Source organism: Cytobacillus sp. FSL K6-0265 (assembly GCF_038003465.1).
Lineage (GTDB): Bacteria > Bacillota > Bacilli > Bacillales > Cytobacillaceae > Cytobacillus > Cytobacillus stercorigallinarum.
In genome coordinates, this window is record NZ_JBBOPE010000001.1 from 4,074,733 (window position 1) to 4,096,020 (window position 21,288).

At 38.9% G+C, this 21,288-nt stretch carries 22 protein-coding genes; 13 read left to right on the forward strand and 9 right to left on the reverse strand.

Translation table 11 applies throughout. The features are described 5' to 3' along the window. Positions 1 to 4 precede the first annotated feature (4 nt). Entirely contained in the window at positions 5 to 349 is a 345-nt protein-coding gene (locus tag MHH73_RS20625) for a potassium channel family protein (RefSeq protein WP_191816120.1), read from the reverse strand. Positions 350 to 445: 96 nt separating this feature from the next. Between MHH73_RS20625 and MHH73_RS20630 the strand changes: the two genes are divergently transcribed. Beyond that, positions 446 to 646, forward strand: coding sequence for a hypothetical protein (locus MHH73_RS20630; RefSeq protein ID WP_191816122.1), 201 nt, complete (start codon positions 446 to 448; stop codon positions 644 to 646). A 16-nt stretch (positions 647 to 662) separates the two neighbouring features. On the opposite strand, the gene MHH73_RS20635 is transcribed toward MHH73_RS20630, so the two are convergent. From MHH73_RS20635 to MHH73_RS20640, 3 genes are all read right to left on the reverse strand, one after another. Next, positions 663 to 1,598 (reverse strand): hypothetical protein, encoded by a 936-nt coding sequence (locus MHH73_RS20635; RefSeq protein WP_191816124.1) that lies wholly within the window; start codon positions 1,596 to 1,598, stop codon positions 663 to 665. 167 nt (positions 1,599 to 1,765) lie between these two features. After that, a complete protein-coding gene (locus tag MHH73_RS22520; RefSeq protein ID WP_404826110.1) occupies positions 1,766 to 1,876 on the reverse strand; it encodes a DUF3784 domain-containing protein in 111 nt (36 codons plus the stop codon). 233 nt (positions 1,877 to 2,109) lie between these two features. After that, on the reverse strand, positions 2,110 to 2,904 hold the full coding sequence (locus MHH73_RS20640; RefSeq protein ID WP_318245508.1) for an IclR family transcriptional regulator: 795 nt from the start codon (positions 2,902 to 2,904) through the stop codon (positions 2,110 to 2,112). Positions 2,905 to 3,080: 176 nt separating this feature from the next. Between MHH73_RS20640 and MHH73_RS20645 the strand changes: the two genes are divergently transcribed. Genes MHH73_RS20645 through MHH73_RS20660 form a run of 4 tightly spaced genes read left to right on the forward strand, consistent with a single transcriptional unit; the run spans position 3,081 to position 6,356 of the window. After that, the gene (locus MHH73_RS20645) at positions 3,081 to 4,535 is read left to right on the forward strand and encodes an aldehyde dehydrogenase (RefSeq protein ID WP_404826109.1); all 1,455 of its coding nucleotides are present in this window, start codon (positions 3,081 to 3,083) and stop codon (positions 4,533 to 4,535) included. Between the two features lie 11 nt (positions 4,536 to 4,546). Continuing rightward, entirely contained in the window at positions 4,547 to 5,338 is a 792-nt protein-coding gene (locus tag MHH73_RS20650; RefSeq protein ID WP_191816132.1) for a 2-keto-4-pentenoate hydratase, read from the forward strand. 20 nt (positions 5,339 to 5,358) lie between these two features. After that, on the forward strand, positions 5,359 to 6,147 hold the full coding sequence (locus MHH73_RS20655; RefSeq protein WP_191816134.1) for a 2-keto-4-pentenoate hydratase: 789 nt from the start codon (positions 5,359 to 5,361) through the stop codon (positions 6,145 to 6,147). 17 nt (positions 6,148 to 6,164) lie between these two features. Beyond that, positions 6,165 to 6,356, forward strand: a complete 192-nt coding sequence (locus tag MHH73_RS20660) for a 4-oxalocrotonate tautomerase (RefSeq protein WP_191816136.1) — start codon at positions 6,165 to 6,167, stop codon at positions 6,354 to 6,356. A 131-nt stretch (positions 6,357 to 6,487) separates the two neighbouring features. Here MHH73_RS20660 and MHH73_RS20665 read toward each other — a convergent pair whose 3' ends face one another. Beyond that, positions 6,488 to 7,369, reverse strand: a complete 882-nt coding sequence (locus MHH73_RS20665) for a LysR family transcriptional regulator (protein WP_191816138.1) — start codon at positions 7,367 to 7,369, stop codon at positions 6,488 to 6,490. A gap of 254 nt (positions 7,370 to 7,623) precedes the next feature. Between MHH73_RS20665 and MHH73_RS20670 the strand changes: the two genes are divergently transcribed. The 5 genes from MHH73_RS20670 to MHH73_RS20690 are packed head-to-tail and all read left to right on the forward strand — an operon-like array spanning position 7,624 to position 12,298. Beyond that, entirely contained in the window at positions 7,624 to 8,403 is a 780-nt protein-coding gene (locus tag MHH73_RS20670; protein ID WP_191816140.1) for an SDR family NAD(P)-dependent oxidoreductase, read from the forward strand. 25 nt (positions 8,404 to 8,428) lie between these two features. Then, positions 8,429 to 9,706, forward strand: coding sequence for an aromatic ring-hydroxylating oxygenase subunit alpha (locus MHH73_RS20675; RefSeq protein ID WP_191816142.1), 1,278 nt, complete (start codon positions 8,429 to 8,431; stop codon positions 9,704 to 9,706). Then, a complete protein-coding gene (locus tag MHH73_RS20680; RefSeq protein WP_191816144.1) occupies positions 9,706 to 10,194 on the forward strand; it encodes an aromatic-ring-hydroxylating dioxygenase subunit beta in 489 nt (162 codons plus the stop codon). Before MHH73_RS20675 ends, MHH73_RS20680 begins: the two co-directional genes overlap by 1 nt. A gap of 24 nt (positions 10,195 to 10,218) precedes the next feature. Further along, complete coding sequence (locus tag MHH73_RS20685; protein ID WP_191816146.1) at positions 10,219 to 11,229, forward strand: VOC family protein; 1,011 nt, start codon at positions 10,219 to 10,221, stop codon at positions 11,227 to 11,229. A gap of 19 nt (positions 11,230 to 11,248) precedes the next feature. Further along, complete coding sequence (locus MHH73_RS20690; RefSeq protein WP_191816148.1) at positions 11,249 to 12,298, forward strand: amidohydrolase family protein; 1,050 nt, start codon at positions 11,249 to 11,251, stop codon at positions 12,296 to 12,298. Positions 12,299 to 12,353: 55 nt separating this feature from the next. Here MHH73_RS20690 and MHH73_RS20695 read toward each other — a convergent pair whose 3' ends face one another. Next, positions 12,354 to 12,746 carry a hypothetical protein gene (locus MHH73_RS20695; protein WP_191816150.1) on the reverse strand — a complete coding sequence of 131 codons (393 nt, stop codon included), beginning with the start codon at positions 12,744 to 12,746 and terminating at the stop codon, positions 12,354 to 12,356. Between the two features lie 151 nt (positions 12,747 to 12,897). Between MHH73_RS20695 and MHH73_RS20700 the strand changes: the two genes are divergently transcribed. Then, positions 12,898 to 13,725, forward strand: coding sequence for a DUF817 domain-containing protein (locus MHH73_RS20700; protein WP_191816152.1), 828 nt, complete (start codon positions 12,898 to 12,900; stop codon positions 13,723 to 13,725). On the opposite strand, the gene MHH73_RS20705 is transcribed toward MHH73_RS20700, so the two are convergent. The 3 genes from MHH73_RS20705 to MHH73_RS20715 all read right to left on the reverse strand — a co-directional run bounded on the left by MHH73_RS20705 (position 13,722) and on the right by MHH73_RS20715 (position 16,491). After that, positions 13,722 to 14,111 carry a hypothetical protein gene (locus MHH73_RS20705; RefSeq protein ID WP_341069168.1) on the reverse strand — a complete coding sequence of 130 codons (390 nt, stop codon included), beginning with the start codon at positions 14,109 to 14,111 and terminating at the stop codon, positions 13,722 to 13,724. The two genes, MHH73_RS20700 and MHH73_RS20705, sit on opposite strands and share 4 nt — an antisense overlap. Positions 14,112 to 14,539: 428 nt before the next feature. Beyond that, positions 14,540 to 15,814, reverse strand: coding sequence for an efflux RND transporter periplasmic adaptor subunit (locus MHH73_RS20710; protein ID WP_341069171.1), 1,275 nt, complete (start codon positions 15,812 to 15,814; stop codon positions 14,540 to 14,542). Between the two features lie 14 nt (positions 15,815 to 15,828). Further along, positions 15,829 to 16,491 (reverse strand): hypothetical protein, encoded by a 663-nt coding sequence (locus tag MHH73_RS20715; RefSeq protein WP_341069174.1) that lies wholly within the window; start codon positions 16,489 to 16,491, stop codon positions 15,829 to 15,831. A 318-nt stretch (positions 16,492 to 16,809) separates the two neighbouring features. On the opposite strand from MHH73_RS20715, the gene MHH73_RS20720 reads away from it, so the two are divergent. Then, positions 16,810 to 18,441, forward strand: a complete 1,632-nt coding sequence (locus tag MHH73_RS20720; RefSeq protein WP_191816158.1) for an SWIM zinc finger family protein — start codon at positions 16,810 to 16,812, stop codon at positions 18,439 to 18,441. Further along, on the forward strand, positions 18,434 to 21,262 hold the full coding sequence (locus MHH73_RS20725; RefSeq protein ID WP_191816161.1) for a DEAD/DEAH box helicase: 2,829 nt from the start codon (positions 18,434 to 18,436) through the stop codon (positions 21,260 to 21,262). Before MHH73_RS20720 ends, MHH73_RS20725 begins: the two co-directional genes overlap by 8 nt. Positions 21,263 to 21,288 lie beyond the last annotated feature (26 nt).

Consider the following 21,288-nt stretch of genomic DNA (forward strand, 5'->3'; position numbering starts at 1 on the left):
ATTTCTACCGTTTTTGTTCTTCCCTTTTTTCGAATTTGATGACAGCTCGTCCAATTGTTACTAATAGCATCAACATAACTCCTACACCTACGACTAAGTAGAGAATGGTAAAACATTTACTTATTGTTGTGTCTGGCACTAGCCCTGTATTCACACTGGAAGGAATGAGACTGACAAAGGCATAATAAAAAGAGTCGATCCAACTCCATCCCTCTATTTGTCGATAAAACATCGTACCAGAAAGAAGAATAAATAGCAGCGTAGTTAATAGCGATTTAAATACGGGTTCCTTCATTGCTCGATATATTGCCGAAAGTAGTCGACCTATTGTAATAACTAAGGAAATCATCCACTCTTGTCCTTTCTCCTATTGATTTCCTATTAGTTTGGTATCAACCTTCATTTTTATACTCTTTACCTAATAGCCATAAGGAGTGAAATACGGATGAAAGAAAAATTCAAAATTGCTATTATCTTAATTATGATTGCCTCACTTGTTTCCTCTTTTGTACTCTTCTTTATCGGATATTATCTTGTCGGTTTTTTTGTTGGAGGCTTATTCATAAGTATCGCTAGTATTGTTGGTCAATATGCCAACCAAACAAGTGCCATATATGTGCAAAAACATAATAGAAGAGACCGATAATACTAGCTAACGAATGCTACCTCTCAAATATTTGCATACGCTGTTTCTCTATTTCTTGTAGTTTATCCTGCATGACATCTTTTTCACCTCTAATTTGATGAAGCACGGTCTGCACTTTTCTTTTTGTTTTCTCTGTTTCGTCATAGCTATCATTGATTTTTCCATGAACGACCCAATCAACAATAATACCGTCAAAGAAATAATCAGCAAATGTTAACAGGTTACCAATCTCATGTTCCGAGGAAAAGTGATTGTCGATATCCAACAGCTCTTCTTGGAACTGTCTTAACAACCGTTGGGCATTATGAATAGCTGATTTTGCTTGATCTAAATGGCTATGCTTCATCGCAGTAGAAAGGGCTCCGCCTCCGAACATATCAAAAGTGGACCAACTTTTTGACGAAGAGAGTGAATCTAAAGCTTGATCAAATGCTCTTACAGTCCTACCACCCACTTCAATCGCTTCTTCAAACTCTTTTAAATTTGCGTGCACTTCCGCTTCTTCATTTGCCAAATCAAATAATCGCTTACTTCCCATCTCATCATGAAAATGAATCATTCGTTCTTTTTCTTTTAATAATGACTTATATTGCACATCTGCATCGGCTACTTCTTGCCACTTCCTTTTATATTCGATAAGTTCTGCATTCATATCATCTATCGCTTCAATAGCTTCAGTATATTTCAATTTGGCAGCCAATACCTCTTGTTGTTCTTTATCTAACTTCTCGAGTTTCTGTCCTGTAATCGTATAGAAAATATTTGTTAAACTAAATCCTTCTAGTTTTTTCACATCTTCTTTTTCTTTTTCTAACTGAATTTGTAATTGTTCCTTCTTCAGACCCTCTTCTCGTAAGTGTTCTGTCAGACGTTCTATATGCATTTCGTATTTTTGTTTCTTTCTTTGATTATCCTTCGCTATAGCTAAACGCTCATTAATATCGTGAAACATCGCCATCCCCCTTGGAAAAGTTCTAATAATATCTTTACGTTTTAAATGGAAAAAAGTTTCATTTCTTAAAACGACCTCCTGTGTTTACATAAACAAGGGCAAAGAGCAGTGTGGCTACAATTGGACGATGCCTATGATAAAAAGCCATGACATGGTTATCACATCACTCATAGCCAATTTAAACAAATACCATACATGATTTTGCTCATAAATCTACATAAGGCGACCTGATCATATTTTTCTTTCTCACTCTCTGACATCGTATTAAAACCAGTAATTAACCATGCTTGTCATCTTTGTCTCCCTTTTTATTACTATATATACGGTCGTACTCTTCATACGGTTCAATCATTTGATGATGAATATGAAAAAAACTTTTATATCGGAGAAGCGAAGCAGACTTCCTCTCATTTCTTCTGGTCTCACAATTCATGCGATCATGCCGAACTTCCTTAGTAATCTAACAAGATTCTACCGTGTACCCTGCCCATTCACTTAAAGACTTCTACCATCAAAATCGGAGCTTTTTAAAATAGCGTTCATCATATCCGAGTCGCTTTGATGCTTCATTACCGGCTTCAATGACTCGTTTCGCCATTTCAGGAATGTGGTAATCATTCATCCTTTGAATTGGACCAACAATATTTACTGCACAAACGACTTTCCCCCTATGATCACGAATAGGCGCTGCAATCGACTTTGTTCCTTCTGTTAATTCCTCTGTACTGAGAGCGTAGTTTTGTTTTCTTACTTGATCGAGCTCACTTTTTAAGAGAATAGGATCTGTAATGGTGTTAGAAGTAAAACTACGTAATCCTTGCTTAATTATTTCTTCAACGAGATAATCATCATTAAATGCAAGTAATACCTTACCCGTACTTGTACAATAAGATGGATTCTTACGGCCAATATGTGTAAGTATTCTTACTGGATGATGGCACTCCTCTTTATGAATGTAGATAGTATCTATTCCATCTAGTATCGCTAAGTGAGCAGTTTCACCGGTATTATTCACTAGCTTATTTAATACCGGTGCCGCTTCTTTATAGATTTCTAAATTATTTGTTACAATCCCCCCCAACGTCAATACAGATAAACCAAGGCGATAACCTCTAGAATCATCATCTTTTATTAAAAAGCCTTCACTTACTAACGTTGCCACCAACCGACTAACTGTGCTTTTCGCTAAACCTAATTCTACAGCTAATTCACTTACCTTCTGAACGGGCTGATATGTAGAAAAACTTTTTAATATCCTTAAAGCATTTTGAACAGAAGAAAGTCGTGATGTCGTCTTTGTTTTCACCCTTCTTCCCCTCCTCATGTTTAATATAAAGGAACTATAATTGTCCTTTATTATAATATTTATCTAAAAATATTAAAAAATCAATCTATTTGTTCCGTATAGAAGAACTAGAAGGTTTGCTGTTCTTTTTTCTTTCATTATAATGAACTCAAATTTAGCAAATGGAGGGAAAAGAAATGTCTACATTAACGAAAGCCTCAATAGATTGTGCGCATTTTATCGATGGTAAATATCTTCAATCTGCCAGTCGTGAAACATTTGCCAATATAAACCCTGCTACAGAAGAAAACCTTGGCTCAGTTGCCCTTGGTGGTCAAGAGGAAATCAATCAAGCCGTACAGGCTGCTCGTCTAGCACTGAAAGGCGAATGGGGAAAGATGCCGCTAAAGGAACGCTCGCAAACCATTCGGAAAATCGGTGACATAATTCTAGAAAGAAAAGAGGAACTAGCCACACTTGAAACACTTGATACTGGCAAACCCCTTTGGTTATCAAAAAAAGTCGATATTGACCGCGCTGCCAACAATTTTCATTTCTTCGCAGACTATATGACTTCTATAGGAACAGAAGCATTTCAGCAAGATGATGTTGCCATTCACTATGCCATTCGCCGCCCAGTAGGTGTCATCGGTCTTATCAACCCATGGAACTTGCCATTGTTTTTAATGACTTGGAAATTGGCTCCGGCCTTAGCTGCAGGCAACACGGTCGTTATGAAACCATCTGAAGTGACACCAATGACGGCAACTATTTTAGTTGAAATATGTAAACAAGCTGGTGTCCCTGATGGTGTTGTAAACCTTGTACACGGTATGGGAGAAACAGGGGCTGCGCTCACCTCTCATCCAGATGTGGACGCGATTGCCTTCACTGGAGAAACAATTACCGGTAGCACTATTATGCAAGCAGCTGCTCCTACTTTGAAAAAATTATCCTTTGAACTCGGAGGCAAAAATCCGAATATTATTTTTGCTGATGCCGATTTAGATGAGGTGATCGAAACAACCATTCGCTCCAGTTTCATTAATCAAGGCGAAGTATGTTTATGTGGCTCTAGAATCTACGTTGAAAGACCGATTTATGATGAGTTTGTTAACCGATTTGTCGAAAAAACAAAAACACTAAAAGTTGGCGATCCTTTTGATGATAGTACATTTGTAGGGGCATTAGTTAGTAAGGAACATTACGAAAAAGTGTTAAATTACCTTGATATTGCTCAACAAGAAGGCGGACGATTTGAGATTGGCGGGTCAAAAACGGAAGGATTGGATAAAGGTTATTTTATCAACCCTACCATTATTACCGGCTTAGGAAAAGACTCACGTTGTGTTCGTGAGGAAATTTTTGGGCCTGTCGTTACAGTCATTCCATTTAATACAGAAGAAGAGGTTTTAGCACAAGTGAATGACACTCATTATGGGTTAAGTGCAAGTCTTTGGACAACAAATATAAAAAGAGCGACAAGAGTAAGCGCCCAAATTGAAGCTGGCATCGTCTGGGTAAACACTTGGTTCTTAAGAGATTTACGTACCCCTTTTGGCGGTATGAAACATAGCGGTATTGGTCGAGAAGGTGGCATTCACAGTTTTGACTTCTACTCGGAGCTAACCAATATCACATTAAAGATGTAGGAGGGTTTAAGATGTCATTAGATACGATTATCAATGTGAAAAAGTTGTATCACCATCTAAACAGTGCTTATGAACAAAATAAAACGGTATCCCCTTTATCAGAAATAGCACCAACCCTCTCTGTTGATCAAGCCTATCAAGTACAATTATTACATGTCGAAAACGCATTAAAACAAGGGAAAATTGTAACAGGTAAAAAAATCGGTTTAACCTCCAAAGCGATGCAAACACAACTAGGCGTTAATGAACCTGATTATGGCCACCTTTTTGACGCTATGTATTTACCAAATGGCGCTTCTATTCAAAAGGAGCAGGTGCTTCAGCCAAAAGTTGAAGCAGAAATTGCTTTTAAATTATCAAATGATTTAAAAGGACCTGGTATCACAGCATTTGAAGTTATTCAAGCAACCGAATACATCTTCCCTGCCCTAGAGATTATCGATAGTCGCATCAAGAATTGGCAGATTACGCTCGCTGATACAATAGCAGATAATGCTTCCTCAGGTCTTTATGTATTAGGTGATCAACCTATTCGGTTAACGGGCATCGACCTTCGCCAAATTGCCGTTACTTTATATAAAAATAATGAAATAGTTAATACAGGCGTTGGAATCGCAGCCTTAAATCACCCTGCTAAATGCGTGGCCTGGCTTGCCAATAAATTGGCGCAGTATAACCTGTCACTTAAAGCGGGGGAAATCATTTTATCTGGTGCACTCTCAGGCGCTACCGCCGCACAACCTAGAGATGCATACAAAGCAAAATTTTCCGAGCTGGGCGAAGTGAGCGTTCACTTTGAATAACAGAAAGTAGGTGTTTAATGATGGAAATGACGCAAGTGAAAAAACTGGCAGATTATGTTCATCAAGCAGAAAAAGAAAAACGGGAAATTACCAAGATTACATCCAACCTTTATCCGTCACTCACCATTGATGAAGCGTACCTTATACAAGAACAATTAATCCTTGATAAGAAAAATGAAGGATTACGAATAATTGGTCCGAAGATGGGTATTACGAGTAAAGCGAAAATGAAACAAATGAACGTCGATAATCCAATATATGGGTTTGTGTTCGATCGTATGGTCATTGAAGAAGATGAGCAAATCTCTATGGCTGATTACATTCATCCAAAAATTGAACCAGAGATTGGTTTTATATTAAAAAAAGATTTATACGGGGATGACATCACAGTTGAAGAGGTATTAAACGCGACCAAATACGTTTTCCCTGCCGTAGAAGTGATTGATAGCCGATATGAGAATTTTAACTTCACACTACCTGATGTTATTGCCGATAATACTTCTGCCGCAGGTGCGATATTCGGCTATAAGATGAGTGATCCGAATAGCCTCGCACTCGATGTTCTAGGGGCATCAATCAAAATAAATGGTGAAGTAAAAGCGTTTGGTACCGGTGCCGCCGTCCTCGGCCACCCAGCTGAATCAATAGCAAGACTCGCTCAAATGTTATTTAAAAAAGGCAAGGCAGTTAAAGCGAACGAGCCCATTTTAACAGGCGGAATGACCGAAGCTATTATGCTCCACGCAGGCGATCTTGTCGAAGTTGATTTCGGCCAACTGGGTCATCTCTCATTTTCAGTCACACCTTAATAAAAGGAGGAAGCATCATGCCGATAGTAACCATTCAACTTATAGAAGGTAGAGAAGAAAGTGATATCGAAAAGCTAATGACCGCTGTCACCGAAACCATTAGCCAATCCATCTCTGCCCCAAAGGAGAATATCCGCGTCATTATTCAAGAAACACCGAAAACCCACTGGTCCATTGGGGGAGAAAGCATACAAAAATTAAGAGGCTAGCAGGATCGAAAATACTTCCGATTTAAAATAGGAAACATTTGGCTGCTTTAATTTACAGAATAATAGGTAAATTTAAGCAGCTTTTTTCTTTACTCCTCTGAATCATTAGCTATTTATTTTCTTCACTACTATTATATCTGAGCATATTTATGGGCAATAACTGCATAAGTAATTTTTTTGGCTAGATTATTCATATGTGGGGAATTACGATATTGAACGTAAACAGAATTAGAAATGGAAGTGAGAGCATCAATTTTACGAATACTAATATTTTTACTGTCAGGATGATTGATGCCTAATTTCGGAATCACCCCAATACCAATGTTATTGGCAACGGCCTTTAACAGCATCTCATTATTATCTACATCAATACGTGTAAGTCCCTTAACAGCTAATAATTTCTCATCAATTAATTTCCACAAATTAGATCTCCGCCTAAAACTAATGACAGTTTCATGATTAAGATGCTCGAGTTCTAATTGAGGATAATGATTCAATGGATGACCGCTTGGTAATAACACGACGAGTTCATTTTGAAAAAGAAATTCAGACTCTATATCCTCATTTCCAGCTATTAAATCACGGGAAAAAATAAGGTCTACCTCTCCTGCTAATAAACGTTCATTTATATCAACAGAATCATATCCCTCAATCACTTGAATATCAATATTCCCAATCGACTTAATCGTCTTTAGAAGCTCAACAATAAAAGAATAACAATACCCAGGCGAAAAACCTACTCTAATCACAGGCGCTCTCGTCATATTGCTTATTTCTTTTGATTGATTCATATAAAGGAGTATTTTTTGTGCATAGTCTTTAAACAATTCCCCTTCACTCGTCAGCACTACCTCATGACCAATCCGTTGAAAAAGCTCACAATCTACTATTTCCTCTAACACTTTTATTCTCGAGGTAACAGTAGGTTGAGTCACATTCAAATATTTTGCCGCTTTAGAAAAACTTTGCAAATCAGCAATGGTAAGAAAGGTCAATAGTTGATACTCATTCAACAGGAACGCCTCCTTTTTCCATTTCCATTTTTAGAGATAACCAAAAATGTAAAGGTTTACATTTCCATTTTGTTTAATTATATATGAAATTTTTACAAAAAAATAATGATTTGTTCTTCTATAAGCAACAAGTAAACATTATATAAAATAATTTTTTAAATTTATAGAAAACTAAGAAATATTCAATTGGAGTCTATAAAAAACACTATTTATACTATAGATATAGTTGAAATGGATTGGGGGGATAAAGGGAAATGATAACTGATATACGGTTAAGTGAAACATTACAGGGCAATGTGGCCATCGTTACAGGATCCGCTCGAGGGATTGGAAAAGAAATCGCTCACAAACTCTTATCTTCTGGCGCAAAAGTTCTGATATGCGGAACAGAAGATGATGATACTGAAAAAACTGCTAGAGAATTGAAAGCGTTAACAAACGGAGATGCGCAATCGTTCACAGGTGATTTAAGTATTGAAGAAAATGTAGATGAACTTGTGCAATACACATTGGATCAATGGGGAAAAATCGATATTCTCGTCAATAACGCTGGCGGTGGTGTGATTCTTCCTTTCTTGGAACAAACACCAAAAACATTGAAAGCGACGATCAATAGAAACTTATGGACCACACTATGGTGTTGCTATAAAGTGTTACCTCATATGGTCCAGCAAAAATACGGGAGAATTATCAATATTGGGGCCGATTCCGTTCGAAATGGTCTATGGGACCACGCCGCTTATAACGCAGCAAAAGGTGGCGTACACGCCTTAACAACGGGGCTCGCGCGGGAGTTTTCCGAACATGATATTACCGTTAATACCATCGCTCCGCCTGCAGTCGATTGTGAGGGTTTAGACCGTATTCGCGAGCGAGACGCTGCATTAGTAAATAAATATATCGAAATCATCCCTAAAGGAAGAGCTGCCCACAAGGAGGAAGTAGCAGACGCCGTCTGGTATGTTTCAACAAAAGGGGCCTCCTTTATTACGGGTCAAGTCATCAGTGTGAATGGTGGTAGCAATATGCTCTAAATTAATGAAGAGGAGGTCAACCGCTATGAGAGAGATTGTGAAAGATGATATAGAGAAAAATGAGTTTCTTGTCCATCGCAGTGTTTTTACAGATAAAGAGATTCTTGCCCATGAACGGGCAGAAATCTTCAACAAGTGTTGGTTATTCATTGGTCATGAAACAGAGGTCTCAAAACCAGGGGACTATAAAAGGAAAAAGGTTGGTGGGCGCAACTTACTTTTAGTTCATAGCCATGACGGTGAAATCCGTGCATTATATAACACTTGCCCACATCGCGGCGCACTGGTTTGTAGGGAGAACGAAGGAAATTCTCGTGTATTTCGCTGTTTTTATCATGCATGGAGCTTTAAAAACGATGGCAAGTTAACCGGTATGCCTGGAAGAGATGGCTTCCCTGAAGACTTCAATGATTGCGCGTCGAAAGATATGAAAGCGGTTCAACGTATTGAAAGCTACCGTGGCTTTATCTTTGTCAATTTCGACGTAAACGCGATGTCATTAGATGAATATTTAGCTGGTGCAAAAGAGTATATCGATTTAGCTGTCGATCAATCAGAATTGGGGCTAGAAGTATTGGGTGGTATCCAGCAATATAGTGTGCGGGCAAACTGGAAGCTGCTAGCTGAGAACAGTGTTGATCTTTATCATGGTATGCCCACACATAAAACCTATTTCGATATTAAGCACGCACAAGATCCAGAGATTCGGAAAGTCAAACTAGAGGGGAAAGGAAAAGATTTAGGAAATGGGCATGCAGTAATGGAATATGTCGCACCTTGGGGAAGACCAGTTGCCCAATGGACAGCGATTTGGAGTGAAGAATTAAAGCAAGATATGGAAGAAATGAAAAAGCGATTAGTCGAACGTTTCGGCGAAGATCGTGCTGAAAGAATTGCCAGCTACAATCGGAATATTATCATCTTCCCTAACCTTGTGATTAATGACATTATGGCCATTACTGCAAGGACCTTTTATCCAGTATCACCTGGTTACCTTGAAGTATCAGGGTATTCTTTAGCCCCAGTAGGTGAAAAAGATAACCATCGCCTTGCTAGAAATAATAATTTTCTAGAATTCCTCGGTCCAGGTGGTTTTGCTACACCAGATGATAATGAAGCATTAGAACTTTGTCAGGAAGCTTATACAAATAACTATGAAGTGGAGTGGAATGACATTTCTAAAGGAATGGTTCGTGGTGAAGATCACGTATTAGCGACCGATGAACTACAAATGAGAAGCTTTTGGCGACAATACAACAAGATTATTTCATCCGCCTTAATGGAAAAGGAGGCTACCTTCTAATGATTGTGAAAAGTGATTTAAAGCATGAAGTGATTGACTTTTTATATCATGAGGCTAAATTACTTGATCAGTGGAAGCTACAAGAATGGGCTAATCTATTTTCTGAAAACGGCACCTATATCATCCCTCCCATCGGAGAACCAGAAGCAAACCCATTAACTTCCATGTTCTATATTTATGATGACCGTGCAAGACTAGAAGAACGTGCCAAAAGGCTACTAAAAAAAGAGGCACATGTTGAATATCCTCACTCTACAACATTAAGAAACTACCACAATATTATGCTTAATCGAGCAGACGATCACACGATTCATGCTGAGTGTAACTTCACTACTTACCGTACAAAAAGAGAAGTAGTCGATACCTTTCTTGGCACAGCTAGTTTTAGCTTAAAAGAAATCGACAACCAGCTGATGATCGAACAAAAAAAAGTCGTTCTCCAACTAGATAGTCTTAGACCACAAGGAAAAATCAGCCTTATTTTATAATTTTTTATACAGGGAGGAAATCAAATGGCAAAAACAATCCAAGAAATCATTAATAAAGACGAAGCACAAGAAAGATTAGAGGCATATCTTAAAACCGTCGCTCATCTCGGTCATGTCGAAATTACTGTAAACCGTTTTGAAGAATCTTTATGGTTTTTTACTGAAATCATGGGATTGGCCCTCACTGAACAAACAGAAAATTGTGCATATTTAAGAGCTTGGCAAGATTACGATCACCATACGCTCATTTTACATGAAGGACAGACATCAGAAGTGAACCGTGTTGGCTGGCGTGTAAGCGCGAAGGAATCACTATACCTTTTTGAAAAAGTGTTGAAGGAAATGAATGTCGCATTTCAATGGGTAGAAGGTGGAACAAAAAAGGCTCTAGGTGATGCAATTCATTTTCATTCACCGGCTGGCGTACCTATAGAACTTTACTGGGAGAAAGAATTATTTGTCACTGATGATCCGGTTGTCCAATCACAACTACCAAGTCATCCAAGTAAATATCGCTCTTACGGTGTTTCTCCTCGTAGGTTTGATCACGTCAATATTATGGTCGATGATGTCAAAAAAGAACAAGAATGGTGGACACAATTTTTAGGTATTCACCACCGTTATTATATTGAAAATGCAGCTGATGTCCGTCTCGGATCATGGTTAAGTCGTACTAATATCGCTCATGAAGTTGCATTTATGAGAAATGCCAATCAAAATGGGGCTAAGTTTCATCACCTTGCCTATTATTTAGACTCCCCTGATGAACTCATCCGTGCTGCAAATATTATGGCAGAGAACGGTGTAAAAATCGAATGGGGCCCAGGAAAACACGGCACGAGTGGAGCACAATTTATTTATGTTTTTGAACCATCCGGACATCGTGTAGAAATCTGGACCGGCGGCATGTTAATCTTTTCACCTGATTGGGAGCCTATTCAATGGACTTCTGAAGTCGGTGAATTAGGGCTAGAAATGTGGGGCAGCAAGCCACCTGAAAGCTATTTTACTTATGGTACAAAACTCGGAAAATAAAGTAGAGGTGCACATATCAATGGATAATCTATTCAAGGTTGACTTCCATACACACGTTATTTCTGAAGACTTTCTAAACTTAGCGGAGAAATACGGGGATGAACGCTGGCCGACTGTGAACAAAACCTGTAGCTGCGGGGCAAACATCTTAGTAAATGGGAAGAACTTTCGAGAAATTACCGACCAAGCATGGGATGCCAAAAAGCGGATTGAAGATATGGAGCGGGAGGGCATTGATGTCCAAGTACTTTCCCCCATTCCTGTCACCTTCAGCTATTGGTCTGATCCTGAAAAAGGTCTTGAACTTGCACAGTTTCAAAACGATTTTATCTCTTCTCTTGTCAAACAACATCCTAAAAGATTTATTGGACTTGGCACTGTCCCCCTTCAAGATACTGAACTTGCTATTAAAGAGATGAAACGACTCTATCTGGAGTTGAATCTTAAAGGAATTGAAATTGGCACAAATGTGAATGGTAGGAACTTAGATGATCCAACATTAGAACCTTTTTTTGCTGCTGCCCATGAGCTTGGTGTACCTTTATTTGTTCATCCCTGGGAAACTCTAGGTAAGGAGCGCCTCCGTAAGCAACAAATGATGTATATGGTCGGTATGCCTTCAGAAACCGCACTTGCTGTGGGTAGTATTATTATGAGTGGACTGCTCGACCGTTATCCAAATTTAAAAATCTGCTTTGCCCATGGAGGAGGCTCTCTCCCTTATCTGATCCCTAGATTAGACCAAGGGTATCATGTATGGCCGCATATACGTCAAACAATAAAACCACCAAGCGCCTACATTCAAAAGCTTTACTATGACGCCCTTGTTTATGACAAAGATAATTTGGCTTTAATGGTTGAACGACTTGGAACAGATCAAATCATCGCAGGCTCTGATTACCCCTTTTTATTACGGGAAACACCATCAGGGAAAGCGATTGACCAAATTGACCATCTATCAAATGAAGAACGAAGAAAAATGCATGGGTTGAACGCGATGACATTCCTCGGCTTAAACAGCAATGATTACACAGCAAACGCTCATAATGAGTCAGCCATTGAAAGATAAATCTCTAACACCCACAGAACAAAGGAATAGAATGTTCTGTGAGGTGTTCTATTTTTTATATCATTCTCGAATAAACCACCATTGTCGCAGGAATCGCGATAACCATTATACTGAAAAGAACAATTAATACTTGGCTCGCGCTCAATTGCCATATACCTAAAGACCCTTGTCCAGTAAGTATGAATAATATCAAAAGAGCGACAAACAGAATAAAATAGTTCGCAGTCATTGCTTTGCCAATGATTGCTTTCGCTCGTTCATCTCTAGGAAAAATATGCGGAGATAAATACGCAAAGAAAAGTTGACTCACACCTAATGCCAAGATCATGACAGAATCAACAAACTCCCCTCGAGCAAGATCTCCATAAGAGCAGTAAATACCAATAATAGTTAATAACACACCTAAACTTAAGTACATATAACGATTTTCTTTCGCTTTCCCTCCCATTAGTCACTTCCTTTTAGTAGAATCATTCTGAACCAAACCAAACAAAAACAAAGTAAAAGAATAATTATTTTACTCTTATCATTATTTTTTTATTGAAAAACAATAAATAACCTGTTAAAGTAACATTAATAAAATTCGGAGGTATACTGTCATGTTTTTTTCAATACAACAGCTCGTACGGTTTGGTTGGTCACAGGCGTTATCTTGTATTTTTCCAGTTGTTATTTTTGCATCATTAGCAATTACACAGATCACCCCCCTCCCTCTATTACCAAGATACGATTGGCTCCTTCTCATTTGTATAGTAACACAGTGGTTAATGATTCGTTCGGGACTGGAAACGAAAGATGAATTGAAGGTCATTTCTCTTTTTCATATCATTGGGTTGGCATTGGAGATCTTTAAAGTACATATGGGGTCATGGGCTTATCCAGAGGAAGCTTACTTTAAGGTTTTTGGGGTTCCATTGTATAGTGGATTTATGTATGCAAGTGTAGCAAGTTTTTTATGCCAGGCTTGGCGGAGACTAGATGTAAAGCTTATCAAATGGCCACCTTACATATTGACAGTGCCACTTGCTGCCGCTATCTATTTAAACTTTTTCACTCATCATTTCTGGATTGATATACGTTGGTGGTTAGCCGCCGCTGTAATCATTGTATTTTTCAGGACTTCGGTAGCGTATAAAGTCGGCCAAAAAGTTTACCATATGCCACTGGCCCTCTCGTTTGTACTCATCGGCTTCTTTATTTGGATTGCTGAAAATATTGCTACCTACTTCGGAGCGTGGCAATATCCAAACCAAACAGAAGCATGGAGTTTGGTCCATTTAGGAAAAGTAAGTTCATGGCTTTTACTTGTTATTGTGAGTTTCCTAATTGTCGCGACTCTGAAAAGAGTAAAGGAGAAGCAACCAACCATCCGATTAAAAGTCAATGATTATGAATCACTTCACTCTAACAAATTGGGAGAAAACTAAAAATTTGTTCGCTCACACTTTTTAATCATTTTGTATTCACTTGTGGGGGTATTCCTTGTTTGCCCACACTTTTTGACCACTTCGTACACTCTTGTGGGGGCATTTCCTGTTTGCCCACACTTCTTGCTCTCTTCGTACACTCTTGTGGGGGGATTCCTTGTTTGCCCACACTTCTTGCTCTCTTCGTACACTCTTGTGAGGGGATTCCTTGTTTGCCCACACTTCCTGTTCTCTTCGTACACTCTTGTGGGGGTATTCCTTGTTTGCCCACACTTCTTGCTCTCTTCGTACACTCTTGTGGGGGTATTCTTTCTTTGCTCACACTTCCTGCTCTCTTCGTACACTCTTGTGGGGGCATTACCCCTTTGCCCACACTTAATGTTCACTCCGCATCCTCTTATGTGGGCATTACCCTTTTTGCTCACACTTCCTGGTCTCTTCCTACACTCTTGTGGGGGCATTACCCGTTTGACCACACTTCCTGGTCACTTCACACCCTCTTATGTGGACATTACCCCCTTTGACCACACTTCCTGGTCACTCCGCACCCTCTTATGTGGGCATCACCTCGTTTGCTCACACTTCCTGCTCTCTTCCTACACTCTTGTAGAGGCCACTCCCCCTTTGCCCACACTTCCTGCTAATTCCAACTAATAGTGTGTGCTCATTCCCATTCCCCTAAATCAATCCCTACCTACCCTCTTGGCTTTATTTCTTATTTCTAACTGATTGATTTCTCTACTTATTTATTATCTTGCCAACACCCGCCAATACCACAAAAAAAGCACGAACAAACAATTGCCCGTGCCTCCACTTATCTTGATAAAAATCCCTTAGAGATTGTTTTAAAGATGTCCATTCCAGACATGTCCCCGTAGCTGGCCTTTGTGTTTTTGGTTGGCGAGAGTGGTGTAATGAACGGGTGGTTGGATTTGATTAACAGCGGGCGATCGAGTACAACAATTTCCCCTGCTTCTACTCCCTTCTGAACCTCTACTGTATGGTCAAGTTTCATCCCTGTATCCAACTGTCTTCGTTCAACATAACCTCCTGCCCCCAGGATATAACTCACTTGTTTTTTATCTGTGTGCTTAATCGTTTTTACAGGAACAGTTGTTGCTCCCTGGACTTCATTGGTAACGATTTTCACGTTGACATGCTGGCCAAAAACGCTCGTTCCATCTTCTGGCTCGCTTAATTGCACCGTATACAAGTAGCTATTCTCCTTACCAACCTCTGGAGTTTCCTCGGGATATACAGATACGGTATCAATGGTTCCTTCTATTTGTTTATTACTATTTTCAAAAGTGACCAGAACCTTCATGCCCGGTAAGATTTGTTGCACTTCATCCTCTGTTAATTCGCCTTCGATTTTTTTCTCGTTAGAAATGATTGTGAGAATAGGATTCTCAAGCGTATGCTTCAATTCCTTTACCGTTCCTGAAATCATGCTTTCAGCAGTGAGTTCTATCATGCTTGATTCAGCTGCAGTTAACATTTCTTCGTATTTCTCGATTTCACTTTCCAACTTACTTTTATCCAATTCTTTATTCTCTATATCGCGAGCGATTGATTGTTGTATGTAAGCTGTACTATCAAATGGCTCTACTTGTACAATAATTGAATCATCATTTGGGGTCTGCAATTGCTGTCTTCTTCCTGTTGACGAAGCTGGCATTGTGTTTGATGTGGCAAGTAACTTTTCCATCTGAGAAATATGCTGATCTAAACTCGCCACTTCCTGATTGAGACGTTCAATTTCCATTTGAAACGCACTCTTTGTCTCATTAATATTTTCTGGTGAATATTCAAGTACGGCTGTCCCTGATTCTACTGCCTGACCTTTTTCCACAAGAAACCCTTGAAAACTACCTTTATCTTGATCATGGTAGAAAAACTGCTCTTCTTTTGGCATAAACATACCAGCAACAGGTAGCGTTTCTATTAAATCCTGTTCGTTGGCAACGGTCCATTTTGAAATATAGTTCACGCGGTTAATCTCTTTATCACTTGTAAAAATAAGTGTGATATTCAGAGCAATGAACAATGTAATCACTGCTGCTATCAAAAGCTTCCATTTCAGCTTCATGAGAGAACCCCTTCTTAAATAATATTTTCGAATTTAATGTATGAAAGTAAGGATGATATAACTGCGACAAATAAATAAAAACCTATTAAAGTCCAAATAATAAAACGTGGGGACCGCTCAGATAAGTGGAGGTAATACTTATATGTAAGAATGATAGCCCATACTTTGAATAAAGTAATATTGGCTAGTAAGAATATAATGAGCTCAATCGAAGTAAACGTTTGGGCGATAATTCCTAGTGAAAATATATTCGATTCAGCACTGATTCCTAGAAACAAATGTACAGGAATGAAAACTAATTTTTCTATTAAAAATATCATTGAAATAATCAGTTGCACAAATAATAGTTTGCGATAATCTACTTCTAATATGGTCCAAAAAAAGAGTGAAGGGATAAAGATGGCTAATAATATCCAGATGAGTCCCCATGTTATCTGTCCCGCAGCAAAAAGAGTTTGATAGGCTTCATATCCACTCCTCGTTAAATCTGGTAATGACCTTGAAACATACTCACTACCTATACCGAAAAAAGCTGAAATACCTGCAATAATGATACTCGCTAAAGTAAGCCAAACAACCGGTTTCCATAAACCGACAACTTCCTCCTCTTTTCCCAACTGATATGCGACAAATTGCGGCTGTTTCAATCCACGGAAAAGAGGTACTCGTTCACTCATACTATGTCCCCCAAGCCAAAAATTTCTAGTCTATCTATATTGTAACTGAAAATTCATATATTTGAATAGTTTAAAGGTACCATTAAGGCACGAAAAACCCTTTTATGCCAAGGTTCGACACGATTCGTCATCTATCGTTCTTTTTACACAAATATACCGTTTATGAAATCGACTTTCTCATTTGCAATGAAGGTTGTTTTTTTACGAAAGCCATTCTTTCCATCACCCTGTGCGCGACTTCAACCTTTGCCTAGAAAATGGTATAATGGAGGAATGCTAAAAAGGTACAAAAAATTGATGTGAATGGGAGTGATGGCGATGGATAATGGGATTCCTGAGCGTTTTTTAGAGCCGTTAGAGGATATGGCGCGAAAAGTGAAGGAAGAGCTAGACGCACACGCAGCTGTTGATCAAGCACTTGTGCAAAAAGGGTTGATTCTATACCGACAAGGGCTCGTGAAGCAGATTCGCTATGAGTCACACTCCATCACAGCAGCTGTATTAGATGTAAACCGAGTTCAAGTGTCCCTTCATATAGAAGATTATCATGGAAGTCGTTGTTCTTGTCCTGCGGAAGGTACTTGTAGACATATGATGGCGGTTTTCTTTTATTTGCTAGCGAAAAATAACAGTGTGTCTAATTGGATAGAGAGTTGGCGTTCCCCGATTAAGGAACGAAAGACTTTAGCTGACCTTGGCTTGAAGCGTGCACGTGATCTTATTCCAACGAATTCAACAAAACAACCTGATTATGATAATTGGATTCGTACCTTTACAGAGAATTTCCAGCAAATTATGTATCAATCGGGACAATATCCAAAGCCATACGTCGTTTCTGATTTATTTTATATTTATTTACGAAAAATAAATGCCTATGCCCCTTTAAAAAAAGAATGGAAATTGCTATACCAATTAATTGGTAGCATGCATACATTTATGCTACTCGAACAATTTGCTACTGAATGTAAACATAGTGAAAAGGAGATAGAACGCCATTATCTCCACCTTTTCCAAGACTTAATGGAAGAGTCCTCTGTCATGATGGAAAGACTTTCTCAGCAAACGGTCCCATTTGCCTTTGATCCATTTATCGAACGGTTAAGAAATGAAGCAACAGCCTTAATCGATCACCGTTCTGAGATTGTTCAATTTGAAAGAATTCAACTATATCGCAGACTTTGGACACAATTTTTCAAACAAAAGAGTTGGCGTGAAGAAGAGTTAGAGAAATTACGTACACTACATGATACTGATGCCTCGCTATCATGTACGATCGGCATGGCCCATTTACATTTTTTACTACAAGATGATCAAAATGTGTTTCAATTGATCGATTCAGGCGATTATGATTATACTCCTTATTTCTTTTATTGGATTTATCAACTAAATGCACAAAAAGAATGGAAACGGGCAGAAAAATATATCGAAACACTCCTTCCTTATGCAAAAAAATACTTAGAGGAAGAAGATGACTTTCATAAATGCTCAGACCTCGTAAAAATGGTTTTAGAGGTCATTACACCTTATTGCCAACAGACAAAACGGAATGACTTATACGAAAAAGTTTTAACAGAAACTTTACCATATAGCTTTTATTATTACGATGATTTCTTATATCAATATGAACAATGGGAGAAATGGGTTGATCTTCAAGCACTGCTCAGTGTCCGCCTTACTGACATTTCACCAGAGCGGTTAGAGCGTATTGAAAAAGCAGAACCCACATTGCTACTCCCCTTATACCATCAAGCAATCCAACACGATATCCATTTAAAAAGTCGTGAGCAATACCGCCAAGCAGTGAAGAAAATGCAAAAACTCCGTTCACTTTATCACGAGTTATCATTGGCTAGTGAATGGGAACAATTCCTAGAGGAGCTGTTAGAGAGTACAAAACGACTACGCGCTTTTCAGGAAGAATGTAAAAGAGGGAAACTAATTCATGCTTAAAACGAGGATGATCTCCATACAAATAAATAGGTTTAAAGCGGATGCCTTTTTCATCTTCGCTAAAGATGATAAGGAAAGAACGATACCTCCTCTTGACTGGAAGCCCATGCTTTTTTACTCTCATCGTGAAAGCTTCTTTGGCACGATGATAAAGGAAAAAACCATCGATGGAATCAGTGGCTTCCTTTTAGATAGTTGGGAGATTGTGACATTATTTTCCAACGAGCAGTTTAATCGTTTTATTCATTGGAAATGGGATGAAACAGCAGAGATTTTACTAGCTGCTGCTCCTATCCTCAAAGATTGCATCGATGAGCGTCAATGGATGCCCGATTTCAATGCTTGGGAAAGTGACCACTTTCGCTGGGCATTGCCAGCTGATGTTATTAATGAATTTCACCCTGATTTTTGGCAGCAGACACTTTTAGGTGAACCGATCAAACCGATGATACAACAACTTTTCCATCATGCCCTTGATCATTATTTACAAAAAAACAAGCAGGCGAAAGCGGCGTTCGGAGAGAAGCTACTCGCTTTACGCAACGAACATCTCTCTGCAAAAGCATTAGCGGCGTATTTTGATGAAGAAAAATGGCAGGAATGGATAGGGATCAAAGAAGTTTCTACACCATTTTCACTCGGAATTAAACTGGAGGAGCCAGCAGAAGATGATCTAACATGGTCACTTTCGGTATTTTTAAGAGGAAGAGAAAATCCAGATCTCTTTGTTGATTACAAAGATGAAGGGAATTATCCTCCTGGTTGGCTCGACTACGAGAGTGAAGTAGACAAAGAAATCATCCGTATTCTTCAGATGTTTCCATGGTTAGAAGGAAAGAAACAACAATTGGCCACCCAACTTACAGAAGAAGAAGCATGGTTATTCTTAACTGAGGCGAGTGAAACCTTACTTGCTCTTGACGTTGAAATCCTTCTTCCTTCTTGGTGGCAAGCAATGAAAAAAGCAAGCATAAATGTAAAGGCAAAGGTAAAAGCATCAAGCAGTCACAGACCATCCTTTGTTGGATTACAAGCTATGCTTGATTATGATTGGCGCTTCTCGATGAATGGTGTCGAACTATCTGAAGAAGAATTTCGACAAATGGTTGAGGAAAAACGCCGCCTTGTATATATTCGTGGCCGATGGATCAAGCTCGATCCCCATTTTGTGAAACATATTCAAAGTTTAATGAAGAAGGCCGAGCAAGAAGGACTTCATGTGCGAGATTTAATCGAACAAGAATTGCTTGGTGGGGAAAATGATGAAGATCAAGCACAAAGTGAGCGGGCATTCGCCAAAGTACAAATAGAATTAAATCGTCAGTGGAGGAAAATGGTTAATCAACTACGGAATATTCATGATATCCCCATTGAACCTATTCCAGCTGGATTGGCAGGCGACTTACGGCCCTATCAAAAACTCGGCATGAGCTGGTTATTATTTTTACGTTCTTTTAAATTTGGTGCCATCCTTGCTGATGATATGGGACTTGGAAAAACAATCCAATTAATTTCATATATACTGGCTGTAAAAGAGCAAGAGAAAGGGAACCATACAAACCCTGCCCTTATTGTCTGTCCGACTTCTGTTTTAGGAAATTGGCAAAAGGAATTTGAAAAGTTTGCCCCTGATTTGAATATTTATCTTCATTACGGTTCTTATCGTGCCAAAGGAAAAGTATTAGAAAAAGCAGTGATGGAAGCAGATGTTGTGCTTACTTCGTATGGGTTAACTCATTTAGATATTGATAGTCTAAAGGCAATCGAATGGAGTTCTGTTAGTATTGATGAGGCACAGAATATTAAAAATGCCCAAACAAAGCAATCGCAAGCCGTCAGGCAATTACAAGGAACACATCATATTGCCTTGACTGGAACACCAATGGAGAATCGCCTTTCTGAGCTTTGGTCCATTTTTGACTTTACCAACCATGGTTACCTTGGCAGTCTAGGTGCTTTTCATAAACGCTTTGTTCTTCCGATTGAAAAAGACCGGGATGAGGAAAAAGTCAAACAACTGCAAGCATATATTCGTCCCTTCCTTTTACGCAGAACGAAAAAAGATGAGGAAGTGGCGTTAAATCTGCCTGATAAGCTCGAACAGAAGGAATATTGTCCACTTACTTCAGAACAGGCTGCTCTTTATGAACAATTGGTGCAAGACACATTTGCGCAAATTGAAAAGCTAACTGGTTTTGAAAGAAAGGGACTGATTTTACAATTGCTTAGTCGTCTAAAGCAATTATGTAATCATCCTGCTCTCTATTTAAAGGAAAAGGTCGAAAGTAATGCATTAATTTCCCGCTCCTCAAAATTAGAGAAACTTGATGAATTAATTGCTGCTGTTCACGAGCAAGGAGAAAGCTGCTTAGTGTTTACGCAATACATCGAGATGGGTCATATGATTCAGCAACTGCTTGAGAAGAAATATGGCTTTGAAGTCCCTTTTTTGAATGGCAGTGTGCCTAAAGGGAATCGTGATATCATGATTGAACGTTTCCAAAACAAGGAGTTCCCGGTCTTTCTTTTATCCTTAAAGGCTGGTGGAACAGGGTTAAATCTTACCGCTGCTAACCACGTCATTCATTATGACCGATGGTGGAATCCTGCTGTTGAAAATCAAGCGACTGACCGCGCTTATCGAATCGGACAGAAACGATTTGTCCATGTCCATAAATTAATCTGCACTGGGACATTAGAAGAGAAGATTGACCTCATGCTTGATCAAAAGCAATCACTTAATGAACAAATTATTCAAAGTGAAGCCTGGTTAACTGAATTATCTACGGATGAATTGCGTGATTTGATCTTACTGTCATAGTCGGTTGGAAAAGCTGCCTTATTCTG